Source organism: Streptomyces sp. YS-3 (assembly GCF_045257485.1).
In the GTDB taxonomy this organism is placed as follows: domain Bacteria; phylum Actinomycetota; class Actinomycetes; order Streptomycetales; family Streptomycetaceae; genus Streptomyces.
In genome coordinates this window covers 1-20792 of the sequence record NZ_JBJHPC010000024.1, presented here as the reverse complement: position 1 = coordinate 20792, position 20792 = coordinate 1, and the positions used below count along the sequence as shown (strand labels likewise).

Genomic DNA, 20792 nt, shown 5'->3' with positions numbered 1-20792 from the left:
GACCTCCTCCGGACGCTTCTATTCCCCGGAGTTGCACAGGTGGACACCCGCGGGTGGACATCGTGCGGGTGGCGGGGCGTGCCCGGCCGGTGGACCGGCGCTCGCACCGGGCGGGACCGCGTACGGAGCGGGGCGGCGCGGCCCGCCCGGACCGCGCACAATCGGCCGCGCACCGGAGCTTCGGGCATAACCTGGCGGACACGGACAGAAGGGGCATGCGGCGAAGGCGGGCGGCGCGTCGGCGCTCGCCCTGCGCACACAGCGGGCCCGGCGGGGGCGCGTGAGGGCCTTGGCGGGCGCGCGACTTGCGCCTTTCGGCCCTTGACGCGGCATCCCGGAGAGGGGAAGACTCTCGCTGATAATCCGCATCACTGACGATGCCCTCCGGGGCTCTTTCCGGGAGGACCCCGTGCGTCTGTCCCCGCCCCTGACCACGCCGCTGCGGATCGCTGCCGCGACGCTCTGGCTCCCGGACCGGCGCGAGACCACCGAGGCCGCCCTCGCGGCCGGCCGGGTCGACGAGGAGACCGCGACCCGCCTCGGCTACCGCGAGGTGTCCGTCAGCCACGACCACGCGGCCCCCGAGATGGCGGTCCTCGCCGCCACCGACGCACTCGCCCGCGCCGGGTGGGACGGGGCGGACCTCGGCTTCGTGGCGCACGCCTGGACCTACCACCAGGGCCATGACTTCTGGGCGCCCGCCAACTACGTGGCCCACCACATCGGCGCCTCCACCGCCCCGGCCGTGGGCATCCAGCAGATGTGCAACGGCGGAGCCGCCGCACTCGAAGCCGCCGCCGCCCGCATGATCGCCGATCCGTCGGTGGCCCGCGCCGCCGTCACCACCGGCGACCGCTTCCTGCCGCCCGCCTTCGACCGCTGGCTGGGCGATTACGAGCTGGTCTACGGCGACGCCGGGACCGCCCTGCTCCTGGACCGCGCCCAGGGCCCGTACGAGCTGCTCTCGGTGGCCACCGTGGCCCGTTCGGAGTACGAGACGATGCACCGCGGCGACGACGAGTTCAGCACGATGCCGCGCACCCTGCCCCGGGTCGACGTGCGCCGCACCAAACGGGCTTTCGTCGCCTCCGGCGCCGAACCGGCGTTCGCGGCGGCGCTCGTCGAGGCCGTCCTCGACGTGGTCGGCACCGCGCTCACCGAGGCGGGCCTCGCCCCCGACGACCCCCGGGTGCGCGTCCTCACCCTCCCCCGGCTCGGCTCCGGTCCACTGGAGGAGTTCTTCCACCCGGCCGTCGAACGCCTGGGCCTGCGCCACGCGCAGATCCTCAACCTGGGCGGCGGGACCGGACATCTGGGCGCCGGGGACTCCGCCGCCAACCTGGCGGCCCTGCACACCGACAAACGGCTCGCGGAGGGCGAGGTGGCGCTGCTGCTCAGCCTGGGCGGCGGCTTCAGCTGGTCCTGCGTCGCGGTGCGGGCGGTAGCCCCGTGAGGACACGCAAAGCCGGAACGGCGCCGACGGGACGGACCGCGGGCAGAACGCTCGGCGACCGCGGGATCGTGGCCGTCCTGTGCGCCGGCTTCTTCCTGCTCGACTTCGACCTGGTCGTCATCAATCCGATCCTGGTCCCCGTCTCCAAGGACTTCGACGTCAGCCTGGGCACCACCACCCTCGCGCTCACCGGCTATCTGGCGATGGTCGGCATCATGCAGCCGGTCCACGGCACGGTCTCGGACCGGGTGGGCCGGGTACGGGTGCTGCGCACCGCGCTCCTCGGGCTCGGGCTCGCGGACCTGGCCGCTGCCCTCGCGCCCAACGCGGCGCTGCTGATCGCGGGACGCGCGGTCGCCGGCGGCTTCGCCGCCGCGCTCATCCCGGTGACCGTCGCGTACGTGGGCGACCACATCCCGATGGAGCGCCGCCAGCGCACGATGGCGGCGCTGATGTCCTCCAGCGCGGTGGGCGCCGCTTCCGCGACCGTCGTCGCGGGCGCGCTCACCGATCTGCTGGACTGGCGCTCGCCGCTGCTCATCCCGGCGGTGGCCGCGCCGCTGCTCGCCCTGGTCTACACCCGGCTGCCGGAGGCGCCCCGGGCGCGGGCCGTCGAGGGGCCGAGCGTGCGGCAGCGGTTCGCGCGGGTGCTCGGGGACGGCTGGTTCCGCTTCTTCATCCCGTTCACCTTCGTCGAGGGCGCGGCGATGATGGGGCTCTTCAACTTCTTCAACGCGGCCCTCCAGAAACACGGCAGCAGCGTCCTGATGTCGGGCCTGGTGACCAGCGCCTACGGAGTGGCGGCCATCGGCGGCAGCGTCGTCGTCAGGGCGCTCGACGCCCGGGCGACCGGCGCGGGCATGTTCGGCTGGGGCACCGGACTGCTCTTCACCGGCTATCTCACCGCCGCGCTCACCCAGTCGGTGGCGGGCATCCTCGTCGCCAGCGCGCTCGCCGGACTCGCCCTCGCCGTCGGCCAGTCCGCGCTCCAGGCGTGGATCCTGGAGGCCGCCGCGCCCGAGGTGCGCGGCAGCGCCACCGCGCTCATCGCCTGCTCGGTCTTCACCGGCGCCGCCATCAGCACGGCCGCCGTGGGCCCGCTCGCGGGGCGCGGCGACTTCGGGCTGCTGTTCGGCATCGCCGCCGCCGCGACCGTACCGGTGTCGATCGTCGGCACCCTCGCCCGGGCCCGCTTCGAGCGCTCCGACCGTGCCCAGCGGATGCCCGCCGGGCCGCCCGTGGACCAGGAAGCCCCGAACCCACTCAACTGAAGGAGAAGCATCCATGGCGCTGTTCGCGGTGATAGCCAAACGGGCCCCAGTCGGCATCGGCATCGAGGAGTTCCAGCAGAAGCTCGCCGAGGGCTTCCGCTACACCCAGGAGCTCCAGGAGAAGGGGCTCATCAAGGACCGCTGGATCCTGGTGGGCGCCTCGGCGGGGCTGAACATCTACGACGTGGAGTCGCACGAGCAGCTGATGCAGCTGCTCTACCGCAGCCCCGCCGGGCTGCACCTGGACTTCGAGGTGTATCCGCTGATCAGTCCGCCGAGCTACGACCCGACGGCCGAGGGTCCGGCCCACTGAAGAACGCCCGCTCGATCCGGTTCAGCGAGCGGAGGTCGTCGAGGTCGAGGTTCTCGATGTCGACCGGCCGCCCGCTGAGCCGCTCGATCAGCACGATGAACTCCAGAAAGCCCAGCGAGTCGATGAGCCGGCTCTCGATCAGATCGTCCTCCGGGCCGATCCCGTCCGCCTCCGGGTGGCGCCGCGCGATCCAGGCGACGATCTCCGCCAGTTCGGCGGCCGGCGCCCTCACCGCTCGGCCCCGCCGGTCCGGGGCGCGCCGCCGAGCGCCGAGGCGGCCTTCTCCACGGCCTCCGTCGCCGCCTCCCAGCTCCCGTACCGCGTGTACAGCACCGACAGCCAGCGCTCCAGGCCGAAGGCCGCGCAACTGGTGTGGACCGGCTGGCCGGTGCTCTCCAGGGTGATCCCGCACCGCTCGCCGAAGAAGTTGCGGTGGACGTTGAGCGAGGCTATCGCCAGGTCGTCGACGATGAACTCGTGCTTGACGGGCGAGAGGCGCTGGAGCAGCGCGCGCTGTCCGCCCCGGTCGTAGAAGGGGTCGGTCGCGGCCTCCTTGCGCACGGTGAGGCCGAGGGCGTCGGTGAGGGCGATGACGCGCTCCTCGAACCGGCGCAGATGCTCCTGGGTGAAGTCGTACGAGCCGAGCGCCACGATCTCGCGCATATGGAAGCCGAGGAGGCGCCGCAGCCCGTCGTAGTGCTCCTCGCGGCGGAAGCAGCGGCCGAGGACGGTCACGGCCGTGCCGTCGGGCAGGGCGCGGCCCTCGTGGTGGAGGTAGACGGCGAAGCAGGCGGCCGAGGGAAGCCCGAAGAGCGCGGGTTCGAGGTCGTCCGGCGCGAACCGCTCGTGCGCCGACCCGGATTGATGGTGGGCCAGGTCCAGGGTGCTGACCACGAGCGCCTGGTGCGGGAAGTTCTCGTACACGTCGAGGCGGGAGAGGTCGGCGACCGGGATCAGCGGTGGCATGATCATCGGCGCGGCGCCGGCGTCGGTCCCCCAGCCCTCCAGGAGGGCGTCGAGCCGCTTCAGCAGGACGGCCGGACCGGCCCCGAGGGTCTGCGGACCCGGGCCGGCCGCCGGGGCCGCCGTCATGAGACGACTTCGGCGGTGGCGCCGGAGAGCGCCAGCCGCAGGACGTCCTGGGCGCAGCCCCAGGAGAGACCGACCGCGATACCGCCGTGACCGTAGTTGTGGATCACCCGGGCGGAGCCGAGCGGCTCCACTTCGAGACGGGTCCGCGGCCGTGACGCCCGCAGACCGACCTCGACCCCGGTGATCCGCGCCCCGGCGATCCGGGGCTCCACGGCGATGCAGCGCGCCAGGATCTTCTCCGTCTGGGCCGGGTCCGGCTCCATGCTCCACACCTCGCGCTCGGCGGTCCCGCCGCACACCAGACGGCGTCCGTGCGGGAAGTAGCCGGTGGAGTCGGGGCCGGGGTTCTGCTCGAAGAAGAACTCGTCGATGCCCGGGTTCTCCACGATCACGTGCTGGCCGCGGACCGGGAAGACCTTGGGGTCGTCGGCCAGGGCGCGCGCCCCCACGCCCGTGCAGTTGACGACGAGCGGCGCCTGGGCGGCGGCCTCCTCCAGCGAGCCCACGGTGCCCGTCTCGACGCTGCCCCCCGCGGCCGTGACCCGGGAGGCGAGGTAGTCCAGGTAGACGGGCATGTCCACGGTCGGCAGGTCGACGCGGAACGCCACCGGGAAGCCGCCGCTCTCCTCCTCGCCGCACGGCGTGTAGCCGGGCAGATGGGCGGCCCACTCATGGCCGCCGGCGGCCTGCCGGTTCACCAGGCGGCCACGGGTCAGATGGACGCCGCTGTCGGGCTGCTTGGCCAGCGCGCCGAACTCGGCCAGGCTCACCTGGTGCCAGGGGCGGGTGATGGCCGTCGGCGCGAACTTGGCCTCCGCCTCGGTGTCGTCGGCGATCGCCGGACCGCCGATGATCGCTCCCGCCACGGCCGACGTGGTCTGCCGGGGCGCGCGCTCGGCGACGACCCGGACCGTGAAGCCGCGCTCCGCCAGACATACCGCCGTGGTCAGTCCGGCCACACCCGCGCCGATGACCAGGGCCTCGTTTCGCATCGTCACTCGACTGCACCTCTCACTGTGGAAGCTGTACGAAAGAGCCGTACGGGAATCCCGCACGGAGAAGACGTTCCGCGCCCGCCGGGTGTGACCGGCCGGGGCTATTCGTGGGATATCGCGACACAGGACCAGGTGAAGCCGTTGCCGGCGCTCAGGAAGAGCGCCACCTCGCCCGGCGCGAGCCGGTCGTCGTCCTGGAGGGTGGCGAGATTGGCCACGACGTCCCCGGCACCGAGGTGCCCGGTGTCGCGGCCGAGGTCGAGGAGTTCGGTGTGGGGCAGGGCCAGTTCGTGCACCGAGGGCCCGTAGAACTGGCCGAGGGCGCCGGTGCTGAGGCGGGGCAGGACGAGATAGCGCAGCCGGGGGTCGGCCGGGGTGAGCCCGGCGTCCGCGATGGCGTCGAGCACCACGCGCTGCACGGATCGGCGCAGTACGGCGACGAACCGGGGCCAGCCGCCGCCCGCCCGGAAGGTCAGTTTGGTGCGCCGGGCGCTGACCGTGGTGTGGGTGCTGCGCGGGGCGGGGGTGAAGGCGTCGTCGCCCCGGTAGAGCACCTCGTACTCGGGGACGCTGACGGAGGCGATGGCGAGCAGCCGGTAGGGGCCCGCGTCGCGGTCCAGGAGCAGGGCGGTGGCCGCGTCCCCGTACGCCACGTCGATGTCGCCGGCCCAGCGGTCGAAGCCGGGCCCGACGAACCGGTCGGCGGTGGTCACCAGGCACCGGTTGACCGACGGGTCGAGCGCGAGGCGGGCGGCGGCGACCTCCAGGGCGGCCACCGCGCCGTTGGAGGTCTGCTGCACCCCGAGGGGGGTCGCGTGGCGGGCTCCGATGCCGTGCGCCACGTAGTGCGGGGCGGACCAGAAGTCATGGCCCTGGTGGTAGATCCAGGAGTGCACGACCAGGCCGAGGTCGTCGCCGGACCAGCCCGCGTCGGCGAGCGCCTTCTGTGCCGCGAGCACGGCCATCTCGGGGGCCGCCCGGTCCGGGCTCTCGCTCAGCGCGCGGTAGCCGAGCCGGTCGGCGGTCTCCTGGTCGAGCCGCCCGGCCGCGACCGCCTGCGCGGTGTCCAGACGCCGGGACGGCAGCCAGAGCACAGCGGCGGCTATGCCCGGCGGTTCGGGTAACGGCGGACTCAGTCTCACGGGCTGCCTCCTCGGACCGGCCCGACGACTCGGGCCGTACCTCCCGGCAGCCCACTATATTGTCAGCGTTATTGATTGTCAGGCATCTGTCTCTCGACTTCGCGCACGACCGGCGCGTTTCAGGCATCGCGCGCCGGGCCCGCGCGGAGTGTCGTTCGGCATGTGCTGTCGTTCTGTCTGGTTGTCGTGGTTCCGGAGTGCGAGGAGATACGTGGTGTCCCAACCGACCGCCCCTCTCGGTGCCGACGCGGTGGTGCCGCTGTCGCCGATCGGCCATGTCGTGACGGAGTACGTCCGCCCCCAGCAGGCGCCGCCGCAGGCGACCCTGGCGTACGGGGACCAGGGCCAGGTGGTGCTCTACGAGCCCTACGCGGCAGGGCTCGACGGTGTCGCCGAGGGCTGGTACGTCTGGCTGCTGACCTGGCTGCACGACCAGACCGACGAGGAGGCCGCAGCGCTGCGGGTGGTGCCGCGCGGCTGGGAGGAGAGCGGGCGCACGACCGGCGTCTACGCCACCCGGACGCCCAACCGGCACAACCGCATCGGGCTGAGCCTGGTGCGCGTCCGCGAGGTGAAGGGCAACGTCCTGCACTTCGACGGGGTGGACCTCGTCAACGGCACGCCGGTGCTCGACATCAAGCCGTATTCACCGACGTCGGACACACCGCCCGAGGACGCCTGACCGCGAGCCTCGGTCGCGGTTCGGAAGGGGCAGGGCAGGGCGGGGCCGGGAAGGCTAGGCCGCCGAACGTATCCGTCCCTCCGGGCCGTCGTGGTGGATCGGGGTGTGCGCACCCGTCAGCGACACCCCGCTCCCCCCGCGCCGGCTCGCCACGATCTCCGCCGCGATGGACAGCGCCGTCTCCTCCGGGGTACGCGCGCCGAGGTCGAGGCCGATCGGCGAGCGCAGCCGGGCGAGCTCCAGCTCCGTCACGCCCACCTCCCGCAGCCGAGCGTTGCGGTCCTCGTGCGTACGGCGTGAACCCATCGCGCCCACGTACGCCACGGGCAGCCGCAGCGCCAGTTCGAGGAGCGGGACGTCGAACTTGGCGTCGTGGGTGAGGACGCACAGCACCGTACGGGAGTCGACCTCGGTCGACGCCAGATAGCGGTGCGGCCACTCCACCACGATCTCGTCCGCGTCCGGGAAGCGGACGGCCGTGGCGAACACGGGGCGCGCGTCGCACACCGTGACCCGGTAGCCGAGGAACTTCCCCACACGGACCAGCGCCGACGCGAAGTCGATCGCACCGAAGACGATCATGCGCGGGGGCGGGACGCTCGACTCGACCAGGACCGTGACCGGCCGGCCGCACAGCCGTCCGTCGGCGCCCAGGACGAGGGTGCCGGTGCGGCCCGCGTCCAGCATGGCCCGCGCCTCGTCCGCCACCGCCCGGTCCAGCTCGGGGTGGCCGCCGAGGGCGCCCTCGTACGTACCGTCGGGCCGTACGAGAAGCGGGCGGCCCACCAGTTCGGACGGGCCGTCGGTGACGCGCGCGAGCGCCGCGGCCTCGTCGCGCGCCGCGGCCTCCAGGGCGGTGGCGAACACCGCCCGCGACGGGGAGCCGGCCGGCACCGGCGTCACCAGGATGTCGATGATCCCGCCGCAGGTCAGGCCGACGGCGAAGGCGTCCTCGTCGCTGTAGCCGAAGCGTTCGAGGACGGGTTCGCCGTCCGCCAGGGCCTGCCGGCACAGGTCGTAGACCGCGCCCTCCACGCATCCGCCGGAGACCGAACCGATCGCCGTGCCCTCGCCGTCGACGGCGAGCGCCGCGCCCGGCTGGCGTGGCGCGCTGCCGCCGACCGCCACCACGGTGGCGACGGCGAAGTCACGGCCCTGCTCGACCCACCGGTTCAGCTCCTCGGCGATGTCCAGCATGTTCGGTCTCCTTAACGAGCGGATGGTGGAGGGCGTCCGGTCGTACGCCCCGGTCGTGGCCTACTTGACGCCCAGCCAGTTCTCGATCGGGCTGAGCGCGAAGTAGACGAGGAAGATGCCGGACAGGGCCCACATGAACCCGCCGATCTCCCGCCACTTGCCCTGCGCCGCCTTGATGACGGTGTAGGAGATGACACCGGCGCCGACACCGGCGGTGATGTTGTACGTGAACGGCATCAGGGCCACGGTGAGGAAGACCGGGATCGACACCGAGCGGTCGTTCCAGTCCACGTGCCGCGCCGCGCTCATCATCATCGAGCCGATCACGACCAGGGCGGCGGCGGCCACCTGGGCCGGGACCAACTGGGTGAGCGGGGTGAAGAAGAGGCAGGCCGCGAAGAAGAGGCCGGTGACGACCGAGGAGAGGCCGGTGCGGGCCCCCTCGCCGGCGCCGGTCGCGGACTCGATGAAGACGGTCTGGCCGGAGGCGCCGGAGACACCGCCGATCGCGCCGCCCGCCCCGTCGATGAACAGCGCCTTGGACAGGCCCGGCATCCGGCCCTGGTCGTCGGCGAGCTTGGCCTCCTGGCCGACGCCGATGATGGTGGCCATCGCGTCGAAGAAGCCGGCCAGCACCAGGGTGAAGACGATCATGCCGACGCCGATGGCGCCCATCTGGTCCCAGCCGCCGAACTCCACGTCGCCGAAGAGTCCGAAGTCGGGCTTGGCGACCGCGCTGCCGTCCAGGCCCGGGGCGAGGCCGCCCCAGTCCTTGTCGTTCAGGCCGGCGACCTTGGTGACCACGAGCGAGAGGACCGTGCCGGTCACGATGCCGATCAGGATCGCGCCGGGGATGTTGCGCGCCTGGAGGGCGAAGATCAGGAGCAGGGTCACCGCGAAGAAGAAGACCGGCCAGCCGACCAGCTCGCCCGTGGCGCCGAGGGTGACGGGGCCGCCCTGGCCCTTGCCCACGAATCCGGCCTTCACCAGGCCGAGCAGGGCGACGAACATGCCGATGCCCATGGTGATCGCGTGCTTGAGCGGCAGCGGGATGGCGTTCATGATCATCTCGCGGAGGCCGGTGACGACCAGCAGCATGATGACCACGCCGTACATGACGCACATGCCCATGGCCTGCGGCCAGGTCATGTTGGGGACCACCTGGGTGGTCAGGGCCGCGGAGACGTTCAGTCCGGCGGCCAGCGCGAGCGGGACCTTGCCGATGAAGCCCATCAGCAGCGTGCTGGCCGCCGCCGCGAAGGCGGTGGCCGTCACCAGGCCCGCATGGCCCAGCGTGTGCTTGTCGACGTCGGGCGTCGAGAGGATCAGCGGGTTGAGCAGGAGGATGTAGCACATCGCCATGAAGGTGGTGATGCCGCCGCGCACCTCCTGCGCGACCGTGGATCCTCTGTCCGTTATGTGAAAGTACCGGTCGAGCCAAGACCTGCCGGCGGGGACGCGCGAGCCGGGGCCCGCCTCCTCGGCGGTGGTCTTCGGCTCCACAGACTGCTGGGTCATGGTGCCTACTCCCAAGGTTCACAGGGGCACCCGCATCGGACGGAGATCTCCGTCGGACAAGCTGCGGGATTTGGGATGGTGCGTGGGCTGCACGACCCGGGGGACGGCCCGAGACGAACGTTTCCGCGGCTGCGGGGGTACCGGTTCCTGCCGGTACCGCAGTGCGGGGTTGGTGCTGGTCATCCGGGTACTGCCTGGTGATGCCGGTGGTACGGGTGTTGCTGCTGGTGGTGCGGATGGTGCCGGTGAAGGACCGTGAGCGGTGCGGTACTTCCGGGCTCCGGGCGGTGCGGGCGGCGGGGAGTGTGACGTTCCCGGGCACGCACCGCCCGGAGGGTCCGGGGGGTCAGGACGACTCAGTGCCCGTGAGGTGCTCGGGGCGTACCGGGGTCCTGTTCAGCTCCAGACCCGTCGCGTTCCGGATCGCCGCGAGGACGGCCGGGGTGGACGACAGGGTCGGGGCCTCGCCGATGCCGCGCAGCCCGTACGGGGCGTGCTCGTCGGCGAGTTCGAGCACGTCGACCGGGATCGTCGGCGTGTCGAGGATCGTGGGGATGAGGTAGTCCGTGAAGGAGGGGTTGCGCACCTTCGCGGTCTTCGGGTCGACGATGATCTCCTCCATGACCGCCACGCCCAGGCCCTGGGTGGTGCCGCCCTGGATCTGGCCGACGACGGACAGCGGGTTGAGCGCCTTGCCGACGTCCTGGGCGACCGCCAGCTCGACGACCTTGACGAGGCCGAGCTCGGTGTCCACCTCGACGACCGCGCGGTGCGCGGCGAACGAGTACTGGACGTGGCCGTGGCCCTGGCCGGTACGCAGGTCGAACGCCTCGGTGGGGCGGTGGCGCCACTCCAGCTCCAGCTCCACCGCCTCGTCCTCCAGGACGTCCACGAGGTCCGCAAGGACCTCGCCGCCGTCGGTGACGACCTTGCCGCCCTCCAGGAGGAGCTCGGCGGTCGCCCAGGCCGGGTGGTACGAGCCGAACTTGCGGCGGCCGATCTCCAGGACGGCCTCGCGGACGTGCTCGCAGGTGTTCTTGACCGCGCCGCCGGTGACGTACGTCTGGCGCGATGCCGAGGTGGAGCCGGCGGAGCCGACCTGGGTGTCGGCCGGGTGGATGGTCACCTGGGCGACGCCGAGCTCGGTGCGGGCGATCTGCGCGTGGACGGTGACACCGCCCTGGCCGACCTCCGCCATCGCGGTGTGCACGGTGGCGACCGGCTCGCCGCCGACGACCTCCATGCGCACCTTGGCGGTGGAGTAGTCGTCGAAGCCCTCGGAGAAGCCGACGTTCTTGATGCCGACCGCGTAGCCCACGCCCCGTACGACGCCCTCGCCGTGCGTGGTGTTGGACAGGCCGCCGGGCAGCGCGCGGACGTCGGCCTGCTCGCCCGCCGTCGCCCACTGCTGCTCGGGGGGCAGCGGACGGGCCTTGACGCGGCGCAGCAGCTCGGCGACCGGGGCCGGGGAGTCGACCGGCTGTCCGGTCGGCATGATCGTGCCCTGCTCCATGGCGTTCAGCTGCCGGAACTCCACCGGGTCGATGCCCAGCTTCGCCGCCAGCTTGTCCATCTGGGCCTCGTACGCGAAGCAGGCCTGGACCGCGCCGAAGCCGCGCATGGCGCCGCAGGGCGGGTTGTTGGTGTAGAGCGCGATGGCCTCGATGTCGACGTCGTCGATCACATACGGGCCGACGCTCAGCGAGGAGGCGTTGCCGACGACCGCCGGGGAGGCCGACGCGTACGCGCCGCCGTCCAGGACGATCTTGCACTTCATGTGCGTGAGCTTGCCGTCCTTGGTGGCGCCGTGCTCGTAGTAGAGCTTCGCCGGGTGGCGGTGGACGTGGCCGAAGAAGGACTCGAACCGGTTGTAGACGATCTTGACCGGCTTGCCGGTGCGCAGCGCCAGCAGACAGGCGTGGATCTGCATCGAGATGTCCTCGCGACCGCCGAAGGCGCCGCCGACGCCGGAGAGCGTCATCCGGACCTTCTCCTCGGGCAGGCCGAGGACGGGGGCGATCTGCCGAAGGTCGGAGTGGAGCCACTGGGTGGCCACGTACAGCTCGACGCCGCCGTCCTCGGAGGGCACCGCGAGGCCGGACTCCGGGCCGAGGAAGGCCTGGTCCTGCATGCCGAAGGTGTACTCGCCCCTGACGATGACATCCGCGCGCCGGGCGGCCTCGTCGGCGTCTCCGCGCACGATCGGCTGGCGGTGCACGATGTTGGGGTGCGGCACGTGCCCGATGTGGTGGTCGTCGCGGCCCTCGTGGACCAGGATCGCGTCGGGGGCGGTCGCGGACGCCTCGTCGGTGATGACCGGCAGCTCGGCGTAGTCCACCTTGATCTTGGCGGCGGCGCGGCGCGCGGTCTCCGGGTGGTCGGCGGCGACCAGCGCCACCGGCTCGCCGTGGTGGCGGACCTTGCCGTGGGCCAGGACCGGGGTGTCCTGGATCTCCAGGCCGTAGTGCTTCATCTCGGCCGGCAGGTCGTCGTAGGTCAGCACGGCGTAGACGCCGGGCATCGCCAGGGCCTCGGAGATGTCGATGGACCGGATCTCGGCGTGGGCGACCGGGGAGCGCAGGGTCTGACCCCAGAGCATGTCCTCGTGCCACATGTCCGAGGAGTACGCGAACTCACCGGTGACCTTGAGGGTGCCGTCCGGGCGCAGCGTCGACTCGCCGATGCCGCCCTTGGTCTTGGAACCCTGGGTGATGTTGGTGGGAGTACCAGTGGTGGCCATGATCGTCAGACCGCCTCTTCCTGACGGGCGGTCGCGAGGCGGACCGCGTCGAGGATCTTCTCGTAACCGGTGCAGCGGCAGAGGTTGCCGGAGAGGGCCTCGCGGATGTCCTGGTCGGACGGGGAGGGGTTGCGCTCCAGGAGCTCGTCGGCGGCCACCAGCAGACCCGGGGTGCAGAAGCCGCACTGGACGGCGCCGGCGTCGATGAACGCCTGCTGGACCGGGGAGAGCTCGCCGGTCTCGCTGCTGCGGCCGTCGGCGGGCTTGGCCTGCCAGCGCTGGGCGGCGTCGACGGAGGTGCCGCAGGAGCCGGAGGGGCAGGCGCCGCCCGGGTGGGCCTCCTGGCGGTGCTTGGCGTAGTCCGCCAGGCCCTCGACCGTGATGACCTCGCGGCCCTCGACCTGACCGGCCGCGACCAGACAGGAACAGACCGGCACGCCGTCCAGACGGACCGTGCAGGAGCCGCATTCGCCCTGTTCGCAGGCGTTCTTCGAACCGGGAAGACCCATGCGCTCGCGCAGGACGTAGAGAAGGCTCTCGCCCTCCCAGACGTCGTCGGCTTCGTGCTGGCGGCCGTTGACCGTGAAATTGACGCGCATGGTTATGCAGCTCCTTCAAGCGAGCGGCCGGTGCCGCGGTACTGCTCCCAGGTCCAGCCGAGCGTGCGGCGGGCCATGATGCCCACGGCGTGCCGGCGGTACCTGGCCGTGCCTCGTACGTCGTCGATCGGATTGCAGGAGGCGGCGGCGAGCTCCGCGAACTGCTTGGCGATCGAGGGGGTGATGATCTTGCCGCTCTCCCAGAAGCCGCCCTCGTCGAGCGCGGCGTTCAGGAACTCCTCCGCGGTCTTCGCCCGGACCGGGGTGGGGGCGGCGGAGCCGATGCCGGTGCGGACCGTCCGGGTCTCGGGGTGCAGGGCCAGGCCGAAGGCGCAGACCGCGATGACCATCGCGTTGCGGGTGCCGACCTTGGAGTACTGCTGGGGGCCGTCCGCCTTCTTGATGTGGACGGTCTTGATGAGCTCGTCCGGCGCCATCGCGTTGCGCTTCACACCGGTGTAGAAGTCGTCGATCGGGATCAGCCGCGAGCCGCGGACCGACTCGACCTCGACCTCGGCGCCCGCGGCGAGCAGCGCCGGGTGGGCGTCACCGGCCGGGGAGGCGGTGCCGAGGTTGCCGCCGACGCCGCCGCGGTTGCGGATCTGCGGGGAGGCGACGGTGTGCGAGGCGAGCGCCAGCCCCGGCAGCTCGGCGCGCAGGTTCTCCATGATCTGGGTGTACGACACGGACGCGCCGAGCCGTACGGTCTCCTCGCCGGTCTCCCACGCGCGCAGCAGCTCGATGCGGTTCAGGTCCAGAAGGTACTCGGGCCGGCGGTGGTCGAAGTTGATCTCGACCATCACATCGGTGCCACCCGCAATGGGCACAGCCGTGGGGTGCTCGGCCTTGGCGGCGAGCGCCTCCTCCCAGCTGGCGGGGCGAAGGAAGTCCATGAGTGGCTCTCTTCTTCTCAATCGGGGTCGTTCGCGCGGGTCCCGGGGACGGCCGGCCCTTGGCTGATGAAGTCGTTCATGTGCTGTTCACGCTGTGTGGCCCCAGTACACAAGCCTCACTCCGCCGGGTGCAGTCACCGAAACCATGAAGGAGTTGGCTGGTCTCCATCTACGTCTTGTAGATTCGTATGAAAGGCGGTGCTCAGTAACCCCACCGCTTTCCACCGGCAACAACAAGACAGATCGGCGGCGACACGCGATGCGGCTGCGCGCACTTCTGGAGACCGACGCGCTGGGGCTGCGGCTGCTCGGCGGCGACGACGAGCTGGACCGCACCGTACGCGGGGTGATGACCACTGACCTGCGTGATCCCAGCCGTTATCTCTCCGGCGGCGAGCTGGTCCTCACCGGCCTCGCCTGGCGCCGCGACGCCGACGATTCCGAGCCATTCGTCCGCATCCTGGCCGGGGCCGGGGTGGTGGGCCTGGCGGCCGGCGAGGCCGAGCTGGGCGCGATCCCGGATGACCTGATCCGTGCGTGTGCACAGCACCGGCTGCCGCTGTTCGCGGTGAACGAGTCGGTGGCCTTCGCCACCATCACCGAGCACGTGGTGCGCCAGGTCTCCGGTGAGCGGGCCGGGGACCTGGCGGCCGTGGTCGACCGGCACCGGCGGCTGATGACCTCGGGGCCCGCGGGCGGCGGCCCGGAGGTCGTCCTGGACCTGCTCGGCTCCGACCTCGATCTGCGGGCCTGGGTGCTCTCCCCCACCGGCCGCCGGATCGCGGGCGCGGGCGAACCGCTCGACCCGGCCGTCGCCGCCACTCTGGCGGGTGAACACCTCGGCGCGACCCGCACCGGCCGCCGGGGCCCGCACCGGGCCGTGGTCCAGGGCACCACGTACTCGCTCTTCCCCATCCGCCACAGCGGGCGCGGCGCGGCGCCCGCCGCCCGTGACGTGCGCGAGACGGTCCTGTCGGACTGGCTGCTGGCGGTGGAGGCCGACGCGGCCGACTGGCCCGCCGCCCGGCTCGACCTGCTCCAGGGCGTCACCCAGCTGATCGCCGTGGAGCGCGACCGCCGCGACGCGGCCCGTACGGTACGCCGCCGGCTCGCCCAGGAGGTCCTGGAGCTGGTGCAGACCGGGGCCGCGCCCGCGGAGATCGCGGCCCGGCTGCGGGTCGCCGCCCCGGTGCTGCTGCCGGGCCTCGGCTCCGCGCCGCACTGGCAGGTCATCGTGGCCCGCGTCGACTGGAGCCAGACGGCGGCCACCGCCGCGGAGGTCGCGGGCGGCCCGGTCGCCCAGGCCCTGCTGGAGGAGGTCCTGGTCGACCCGGCCGTGGCGGGCTCCGACTCCTCGGACCGGATCGCGGTCGCCCACGTGGGCGACGAGGCCATCGCGCTGGTGCCGCTGCCCGCGGTCGGTCCGGAGGGCATCGAGGCCGGGCTGCACGCGGACGCGCTGCTCGCGGCGGTGCAGGCGCCGCTCTCGGCGGGGCTCGCCGACGACGGCCGCCTGACACTGGGTGTCAGCGCCGCGGTGCACTCGGCCGAGGGACTGCGCGGCGCCCTGGAGGAGGCCCGGCACGCCCGCCGGGTCGCCGCGGCCCGCCCGGGACGGGTCTGCGCGGCCGGCCACCACGAGCTGGCCTCGCACGTCCTGCTGCTGCCGTTCGTCCCGGACGACGTGCGCCGCGCCTTCACGGCCCGCCTGCTGGACCCGCTGCGCGACTACGACCGCCGCCACCGGGCCGAGCTCATCCCGACCCTGGAGGCGTTCCTCGACTGCGACGGCTCCTGGACCCGCTGCGCCACGCGCCTGCATCTGCACGTCAACACCTTGCGCTACCGGGTGGGCCGGATCGAGCAACTGACGGGGCGTGACCTTTCGCGCCTGGAGGACAAGCTGGACTTCTTCCTGGCCCTGCGGATGAGCTGAGGGGGGCGCGCGGGCGGCGGGGCGGATCCGGAACACCACCGCGGCGTACCGCAATTCGCCGTTTGTGAAGGAATTCACGCGTGGCCCTTGGCCCGGCGTGCCAATCCGTGCTGAGATTCGCCACACGGCTCAACAGCTCGGACTCAACGGCTCGATGGCGCGCTCGGGGAGGGCAACGTGGCGTACTCCGCCATGTCTGATTCCGGAACGACTGCGGAGAACGGGGATCCGCTCGATCCGCTCGATCCACTCCATCCGCTCCAGACCGCGGTATGGCGGCTGCGCTCGCGCGGCTGCTGGACGGACGCCGCCGCCCTGCTCGAACCATACGGCGCGGAGCCCGGCGCCGCGCTCCAGCGGGCCGCGCTGCTCACCGAGCGGTGCCTGTACACCGGGGACGGCTGGGCCGAGGCCGAGGAGGCCCTGCGCGGCGCGGAGGCGGTGGCCGGGGACGACGAGGAGCGCGGCGCGGCGGCGTGCGAACGCGGCCAGCTGGCGTACGCCTCGACGCTGCTCGGGGTGCGCGACCGCGCCGACGAGGCCCGCTCGGCGCTGGGCCGGGCCGCCGCGCTGATCGCCCCGGCGGCGCGGGGCCGGGCCCTGCTCGACTTCCGCCGGGGGCTGCTCGCGGAGAACGTGGCGGACGCGCCGCAGGCGGCCCGCGCCGCCTACCGCCGCGCGCACGCGGGCGCCACCGCGCACGGGGACACCCTGCTGCTCTCCTTCACCTGGCGTCATCTGGCCGGACTCGCCCTGCGGGACGGGGAGTTGGCGGAGGCGAGACACGGCTTCGCGGAGTCGCTGCGGATCCGGGAGGAGCTGGGCTACCTGGTCGGTACGGCCCCGGCGCTCGCCGCCCTGGCCGAGGCCGAGCCGGAGCCGGAGGCGGCACGGCTGCGCACGGAGGCGGCGCGGCTGTTCCGGCTCCTGGGCGGGGTCCCCACCTGGCTGGCGACCCACTTGGCCCCGTCCCCGGCGACGACCTGAGACGCGCGCTGTTCCTCCGCGGGCCGGCGGGGGCTGGGCGCGCGGTTCCCCGCGCCCCTGAAAACCCTCGTTCGTCTGCGGACCGTGCGGGCTTGCTCGCGCAGTTCCCCGCGCCCCCAGGAGGTCTGTGGCTGAACCGGGTTTTCCGGCTGCGGCGGGCTACCTGAGACGCGCGCTGTCCGTCCGCGGGCCGGCGAGGGCTGGTCGCGCGGTTCCCCGCGCCCCTGAAAACCCCCGTTCGTCTGCGGACCGTACGGGCTTGCTCGCGCAGTTCCCCGCGCCCCCAGGAGGTCTGTGGCTGAGCCGAGTTCTCCGGCTGCGGCGGGCTACCTGAGGGGCGCGGGGAACTGCGCGACCAGCCACGACGAACCCGCACCCGCCGCACAGCGACACGCGCCCAGCGTCAGAGTGCGGACCCCGTGAAATGCTCCCGCACCAGCGCCTGCACCACGGCCAGGTCCTGCGCGGTCAGCGCGTCCAGCAGCGCCAGATGCTCGGCCGCGTCCGCCACCAGCTCCGCCCGGCGCGCGACCGGCGCCGCCGTCAGCGGCCACTGCGAGCGCCGGTGCAGATCCTCCGCCACCTGGAGCAGCTGCCGGTTCCCGGCGAGCGCCAGGACCGCCCGGTGGAAGGCGCGGTCCGACTCGGCGTAACCCGCCCGGTCGCCGACCGCCGCCGCCTGTGTGGTCGCCTCCGCCAGGGGCCGCAGCTCGGCCCAGCGCGCGGCGGGCACGGTCCTGGCCAGCCGCAGCATCACCGGCACCTCGATCAGGGCGCGGACCTCGGCCAGCTCGGCCAGCTCGCCCGGCGTGCGCGCGGTGACCCGGAAGCCGCGGTTGGGGACGACCTCGACGGCGCCCTCGGAGGCCAGGCGCTGCATCGCCTCACGGACCGGGGTGGCCGAGACGCCGAAGCGCTCGCCGAGCACCACCGCCGAGTACACCTCGCCCGGCACCAGCTCGCCGTCGACCAGCGCGGCCCGCAGCGCCTCCAGGATCTGGCCGCGCACGGAGTGCCGGCGGACCCGGGGCGCGGGCGGCTCGCTGTGCGTGTGCTCACCGCGTGCGGAGCCCTCCCGTACGGCGGAACCCTCCCGTACAGCCGAGGGCTCCCGTACAGCCGAGGCCTCTCGTACAGCCGAGGCCTCTCGTACGGACGCTTCGAACGGGTCGCCCTCCACCCGGGTCTGCGCGGGCACACGGGCAGCCCCGGACGGCGGCACCGCCGCCTCGCGCGCTCTGCCCCGCTCCACCCCACGCCCTCCTACCGCTCGGTATTCCCCCAGCACCATAGGCGGACAAAGCGACAGTTCAAACATCGCGCACATCCGCTAAGGTAAGCCTTACCTGCCAACGATCGTGATTCGGTGGTCCCTGCATGACTGTGCCGACGCTGCTCGCGAGCCCCCTGGCCGCGTCCTACGCACGCCTCGCCGACGTCTACCCCGGCATCCGGGTCCAGGAGCTCGCGGACGGCGAGCGGGCGCCCCGCTCCCCCGGCTGGGTCGGCGCGGACCAGCTCGCCTCCGGCGGGGACGCCCTGGACGCCTTCCTCGGCTGGGACGACGCGCAGGTCCTGCGCGACTACGGGCAGCGGGCCCGCCCCGACGTCATCGCCTCCTTCGGCTTCCACCGCTACGCCTGGCCCGCCTGTCTGCTGATCACGGTGCCGTGGTTCCTGCACCGCCGGGTGCCGCGGGTGCCCGTCGAGGACGTGTCCTTCCAGCGCACCCTGGGGCGGCTGACCGTGCGGGTGCGGGAGTTCGCGTGTCTGCCCGGGGACCCGGCGGCGGCGCTGCCCGGGGCGCGGGTCGTCCCGGACGAGGAGGCGCTGCGCGCCGAGGTCCGCGCGGCCGTCGCCGGGCATCTGGGCCCGGTGCTCGACGGTTTCGGGCCCCGGATGCGGCGCGGCCGGCGGGCGCTGTGGGGCATGGCGACCGACGAGGTCATCGAGGGCCTGTGGTACGTGGCGGCCCTGCTCGGCGAGGAGCGCCGGGCGATGACCGAGCTGGAGCGGCTGCTGCCCGGCTCGACCAAGCCGTACGTGGGCGCCGCGGGCTTCCGCGAGCTGACCGGGCCGGCCGGTGAGCCGCTGCCCACCCGCGACCGGGCGAGCTGCTGCCTCTTCTACACGCTGCGCCCCGAGGACACCTGCGTCACCTGTCCGCGTACCTGCGACGCCGACCGGGTGGCCAAGCTGAGCGCCGCGTCCTGAACCCACGCCACTCGTCCGGGTGAGTCGAATTCGAACTCAACTCGTCATATGGCGAACCCAGTTCGAGCAGATCGCACCTATCCGTATGCCACCGGCCGTCAATGACGGCCTGTTCCCCCGAAAACGCCTGCGTCCGCGCGCCGCAGGAGCACTATGGCGCCCGGAACGTCTTACGTGATTAAAGGGACACCGCATGCGACTGACCGACATACATCTGGACTGGCTGCTTCCGGGCGGCGTGATGATCGTGGGGGTCGTCGTGGCGCTGGTCGTCCTCGCGCGCGGCAGGCGCGCGAGCGGGAGCACGTCCGACGACACCTGGGAACGCAGCGAGGAGCGCCGGCGCCGCAAGGAAGCCGTGTACGGCACCGCCTCCTATGGGCTGCTGTTCTGCTGCGCGGCCGTCGCCGCCGCGCTCTCCTTCCACGGGCTGGTCGGCTTCGGCCGGCAGAACCTCAGCCTGACGGACGGCTGGGAGTACCTCGTACCCTTCGGCCTCGACGGCGCCGCGATGTTCTGCTCGGTGCTGGCGGTGCGCGAGGCCAGCCACGGCGACGCGGCGCTCGGCTCACGGCTGCTGGTGTGGACGTTCGCGGGCGCGGCGGCCTGGTTCAACTGGGTGCACGCGCCGCGCGGCATGGCCCACGCGGGCGCCCCGCAGTTCTTCGCCGGGATGTCGCTCTCGGCGGCGGTGCTCTTCGACCGCGCGCTGAAGCAGACCCGGCGGGCGGCGCTGCGCGAACAGGGCCTGGTGCCCCGCCCGCTGCCGCAGATCCGGATCGTCCGGTGGCTGAGGGCCCCCCGGGAGACCTTCGGCGCCTGGTCGCTGATGCTCCTCGAAGGGGTGCGGACGCTGGACGAGGCGGTCGAGGAGGTACGCGAGGACCGGCGCGCCAAGGAGCAGAACCGGCTGCGCCGGCGCGAGCAGGAGAAGCTGGAGCGCGCCCACCTCAAGGCGCTCAGCCGGCAGGGCCGGAACATGAGCCGGGTGCGGCCGGGCGGCCGTCGGATCGAGGTCCCCTCCATGACCGCCGGCGCCTCCGGTCAGCCGAAGGCCGTCGCGGAGCCCGCCATATCCGAGCCGGGACAGCTGCCTCTTCGCAACCGGCCCTCCCTTCAGGCCGTCGACGGAACTGAGTCCGCGACGGCGCCCCGCACCGTCGACCTCACGGCCGAGGACGACACCCAGACGCTGCCGCGCCTGGATCACCTGGAGCGCAAACTCAAGGATCTGGAGCAGCAGTTCGGCTGAGCGCGGGCCGCCCGGTCCAGCCGGAAGCCGGTGGGCCGAGCGGCCTCACGCCGTCCCGTTGCCGAGCTCGAACCAGACCACCTTGCCCGCCTCGTGCATCCGTACGCCCCAGGCGTCCGCGAGCGCCTGCACGAGGAGCAGGCCCCTGCCGTGCGTACCGTCGTCGGTGGACGGTACGTACGGATCGGGGAGCTCCGGGGTGAAGTCGTGCACCTCGACGCGGAGTCCCGCCGGAGCCACCGTGGCCGTCACCACCGCTCCCTGATCGGTGTGTATGAGCGCGTTGGTCACCAGCTCGCAGGTGAGCAGTTCGGCCACCTCGACCGGCCCCGTGTGCTTCCAGTGCCCCAGCAACTCCCGCAGCGCGCGCCGGACTTCCGCCACCGCTGTGAGGTCGGACCGCCCCACTCTGCGCCGCAGCTGCCCCTGGAGCAGCGCACGCGCACCGGTGCCACGGAACGCCCCGCTCGTCTCGGGCCCGCCCCCTCCCTGACGCTCAGTCATAGCC

At 72.8% G+C, this 20792-nt stretch carries 19 protein-coding genes; 8 read left to right on the top strand and 11 right to left on the bottom strand.

Features of this window, described 5'->3' with window-relative positions; all coding sequences use genetic code 11:
• The first annotated feature begins 409 nt into the window (after positions 1-409).
• From ACJA3G_RS04345 to ACJA3G_RS04335, 3 genes are read left to right on the top strand one after another with little or no spacing between them, the layout of a single operon-like run.
• Entirely contained in the window at positions 410-1453 is a 1044-nt protein-coding gene (locus ACJA3G_RS04345; protein WP_406551520.1) for a 3-oxoacyl-[acyl-carrier-protein] synthase III C-terminal domain-containing protein, read from the top strand.
• Positions 1450-2724 (top strand): MFS transporter, encoded by a 1275-nt coding sequence (locus ACJA3G_RS04340; protein WP_406551519.1) that lies wholly within the window; start codon positions 1450-1452, stop codon positions 2722-2724. Before ACJA3G_RS04345 ends, ACJA3G_RS04340 begins: the two co-directional genes overlap by 4 nt.
• Before the next feature lie 13 nt (positions 2725-2737).
• Positions 2738-3037 carry a muconolactone Delta-isomerase family protein gene (locus tag ACJA3G_RS04335; protein WP_406551518.1) on the top strand — a complete coding sequence of 100 codons (300 nt, stop codon included), beginning with the start codon at positions 2738-2740 and terminating at the stop codon, positions 3035-3037.
• Here the strand turns inward: ACJA3G_RS04335 and ACJA3G_RS04330 are convergent.
• The 4 genes from ACJA3G_RS04330 to ACJA3G_RS04315 all read right to left on the bottom strand — a co-directional run bounded on the left by ACJA3G_RS04330 (position 2991) and on the right by ACJA3G_RS04315 (position 6266).
• A complete protein-coding gene (locus ACJA3G_RS04330; RefSeq protein WP_406551517.1) occupies positions 2991-3269 on the bottom strand; it encodes an acyl carrier protein in 279 nt (92 codons plus the stop codon). The genes ACJA3G_RS04335 and ACJA3G_RS04330 overlap by 47 nt on opposite strands.
• On the bottom strand, positions 3266-4129 hold the full coding sequence (locus tag ACJA3G_RS04325; protein WP_406551516.1) for a hypothetical protein: 864 nt from the start codon (positions 4127-4129) through the stop codon (positions 3266-3268). The genes ACJA3G_RS04330 and ACJA3G_RS04325 overlap by 4 nt, the downstream gene beginning before the upstream one ends.
• Positions 4126-5121, bottom strand: a complete 996-nt coding sequence (locus ACJA3G_RS04320; protein ID WP_406551531.1) for an FAD-dependent oxidoreductase — start codon at positions 5119-5121, stop codon at positions 4126-4128. The genes ACJA3G_RS04325 and ACJA3G_RS04320 overlap by 4 nt, the downstream gene beginning before the upstream one ends.
• Positions 5122-5225: 104 nt before the next feature.
• Positions 5226-6266 (bottom strand): 3-oxoacyl-[acyl-carrier-protein] synthase III C-terminal domain-containing protein, encoded by a 1041-nt coding sequence (locus ACJA3G_RS04315; protein WP_406551515.1) that lies wholly within the window; start codon positions 6264-6266, stop codon positions 5226-5228.
• Positions 6267-6480: 214 nt separating this feature from the next.
• On the opposite strand from ACJA3G_RS04315, the gene tsaA reads away from it, so the two are divergent.
• Positions 6481-6948: a tRNA (N6-threonylcarbamoyladenosine(37)-N6)-methyltransferase TrmO gene (gene tsaA / locus ACJA3G_RS04310; protein WP_406551514.1), complete on the top strand. Its 468-nt coding sequence runs from the start codon at positions 6481-6483 to the stop codon at positions 6946-6948.
• Positions 6949-7002: 54 nt separating this feature from the next.
• Here the strand turns inward: tsaA and ACJA3G_RS04305 are convergent, their stop codons facing one another.
• From ACJA3G_RS04305 to ACJA3G_RS04285, 5 genes are all read right to left on the bottom strand, one after another.
• Complete coding sequence (locus ACJA3G_RS04305) at positions 7003-8145, bottom strand: XdhC family protein (protein WP_406551513.1); 1143 nt, start codon at positions 8143-8145, stop codon at positions 7003-7005.
• 60 nt (positions 8146-8205) lie between these two features.
• The gene (locus ACJA3G_RS04300; protein ID WP_406551512.1) at positions 8206-9663 is read right to left on the bottom strand and encodes an NCS2 family permease; all 1458 of its coding nucleotides are present in this window, start codon (positions 9661-9663) and stop codon (positions 8206-8208) included.
• Between the two features lie 346 nt (positions 9664-10009).
• Positions 10010-12403, bottom strand: coding sequence for a xanthine dehydrogenase family protein molybdopterin-binding subunit (locus ACJA3G_RS04295; RefSeq protein ID WP_406551511.1), 2394 nt, complete (start codon positions 12401-12403; stop codon positions 10010-10012).
• A 5-nt stretch (positions 12404-12408) separates the two neighbouring features.
• Entirely contained in the window at positions 12409-13002 is a 594-nt protein-coding gene (locus ACJA3G_RS04290) for a (2Fe-2S)-binding protein (RefSeq protein ID WP_406551510.1), read from the bottom strand.
• A gap of 2 nt (positions 13003-13004) precedes the next feature.
• Positions 13005-13895, bottom strand: a complete 891-nt coding sequence (locus ACJA3G_RS04285) for an FAD binding domain-containing protein (protein WP_406551509.1) — start codon at positions 13893-13895, stop codon at positions 13005-13007.
• Between the two features lie 259 nt (positions 13896-14154).
• Between ACJA3G_RS04285 and ACJA3G_RS04280 the strand changes: the two genes are divergently transcribed.
• Complete coding sequence (locus tag ACJA3G_RS04280) at positions 14155-15831, top strand: PucR family transcriptional regulator (protein WP_406551508.1); 1677 nt, start codon at positions 14155-14157, stop codon at positions 15829-15831.
• 192 nt (positions 15832-16023) lie between these two features.
• The gene (locus ACJA3G_RS04275) at positions 16024-16818 is read left to right on the top strand and encodes a hypothetical protein (protein WP_406551507.1); all 795 of its coding nucleotides are present in this window, start codon (positions 16024-16026) and stop codon (positions 16816-16818) included.
• A gap of 403 nt (positions 16819-17221) precedes the next feature.
• Here the strand turns inward: ACJA3G_RS04275 and ACJA3G_RS04270 are convergent, their stop codons facing one another.
• Positions 17222-18070: a GntR family transcriptional regulator gene (locus ACJA3G_RS04270; RefSeq protein ID WP_406551506.1), complete on the bottom strand. Its 849-nt coding sequence runs from the start codon at positions 18068-18070 to the stop codon at positions 17222-17224.
• 125 nt (positions 18071-18195) lie between these two features.
• On the opposite strand from ACJA3G_RS04270, the gene ACJA3G_RS04265 reads away from it, so the two are divergent.
• Entirely contained in the window at positions 18196-19032 is an 837-nt protein-coding gene (locus ACJA3G_RS04265) for a (2Fe-2S)-binding protein (RefSeq protein ID WP_406551505.1), read from the top strand.
• Between the two features lie 193 nt (positions 19033-19225).
• Positions 19226-20284: a DUF2637 domain-containing protein gene (locus ACJA3G_RS04260; RefSeq protein WP_406551504.1), complete on the top strand. Its 1059-nt coding sequence runs from the start codon at positions 19226-19228 to the stop codon at positions 20282-20284.
• A 45-nt stretch (positions 20285-20329) separates the two neighbouring features.
• On the opposite strand, the gene ACJA3G_RS04255 is transcribed toward ACJA3G_RS04260, so the two are convergent.
• Positions 20330-20788 carry an ATP-binding protein gene (locus ACJA3G_RS04255; RefSeq protein ID WP_406551530.1) on the bottom strand — a complete coding sequence of 153 codons (459 nt, stop codon included), beginning with the start codon at positions 20786-20788 and terminating at the stop codon, positions 20330-20332.
• Between the last annotated feature and the right edge of the window lie 4 nt (positions 20789-20792).

Coding starts and splice junctions, on each gene's coding strand:
- ACJA3G_RS04335 (WP_406551518.1), top strand. CDS start 2,738: ATGGCGCTGTTCGCGGTGATAGCCAAACGGGCCCCAGTCGGCATCGGC.
- ACJA3G_RS04325 (WP_406551516.1), bottom strand. CDS start 4,129: ATGACGGCGGCCCCGGCGGCCGGCCCGGGTCCGCAGACCCTCGGGGCC.
- ACJA3G_RS04320 (WP_406551531.1), bottom strand. CDS start 5,121: ATGCGAAACGAGGCCCTGGTCATCGGCGCGGGTGTGGCCGGACTGACC.
- ACJA3G_RS04305 (WP_406551513.1), bottom strand. CDS start 8,145: ATGCTGGACATCGCCGAGGAGCTGAACCGGTGGGTCGAGCAGGGCCGT.
- ACJA3G_RS04300 (WP_406551512.1), bottom strand. CDS start 9,663: ATGACCCAGCAGTCTGTGGAGCCGAAGACCACCGCCGAGGAGGCGGGC.
- ACJA3G_RS04295 (WP_406551511.1), bottom strand. CDS start 12,403: ATGGCCACCACTGGTACTCCCACCAACATCACCCAGGGTTCCAAGACC.
- ACJA3G_RS04290 (WP_406551510.1), bottom strand. CDS start 13,002: ATGCGCGTCAATTTCACGGTCAACGGCCGCCAGCACGAAGCCGACGAC.
- ACJA3G_RS04285 (WP_406551509.1), bottom strand. CDS start 13,895: ATGGACTTCCTTCGCCCCGCCAGCTGGGAGGAGGCGCTCGCCGCCAAG.
- ACJA3G_RS04280 (WP_406551508.1), top strand. CDS start 14,155: ATGCGGCTGCGCGCACTTCTGGAGACCGACGCGCTGGGGCTGCGGCTG.
- ACJA3G_RS04275 (WP_406551507.1), top strand. CDS start 16,024: ATGTCTGATTCCGGAACGACTGCGGAGAACGGGGATCCGCTCGATCCG.
- ACJA3G_RS04265 (WP_406551505.1), top strand. CDS start 18,196: ATGACTGTGCCGACGCTGCTCGCGAGCCCCCTGGCCGCGTCCTACGCA.
- ACJA3G_RS04260 (WP_406551504.1), top strand. CDS start 19,226: ATGCGACTGACCGACATACATCTGGACTGGCTGCTTCCGGGCGGCGTG.
- ACJA3G_RS04255 (WP_406551530.1), bottom strand. CDS start 20,788: ATGACTGAGCGTCAGGGAGGGGGCGGGCCCGAGACGAGCGGGGCGTTC.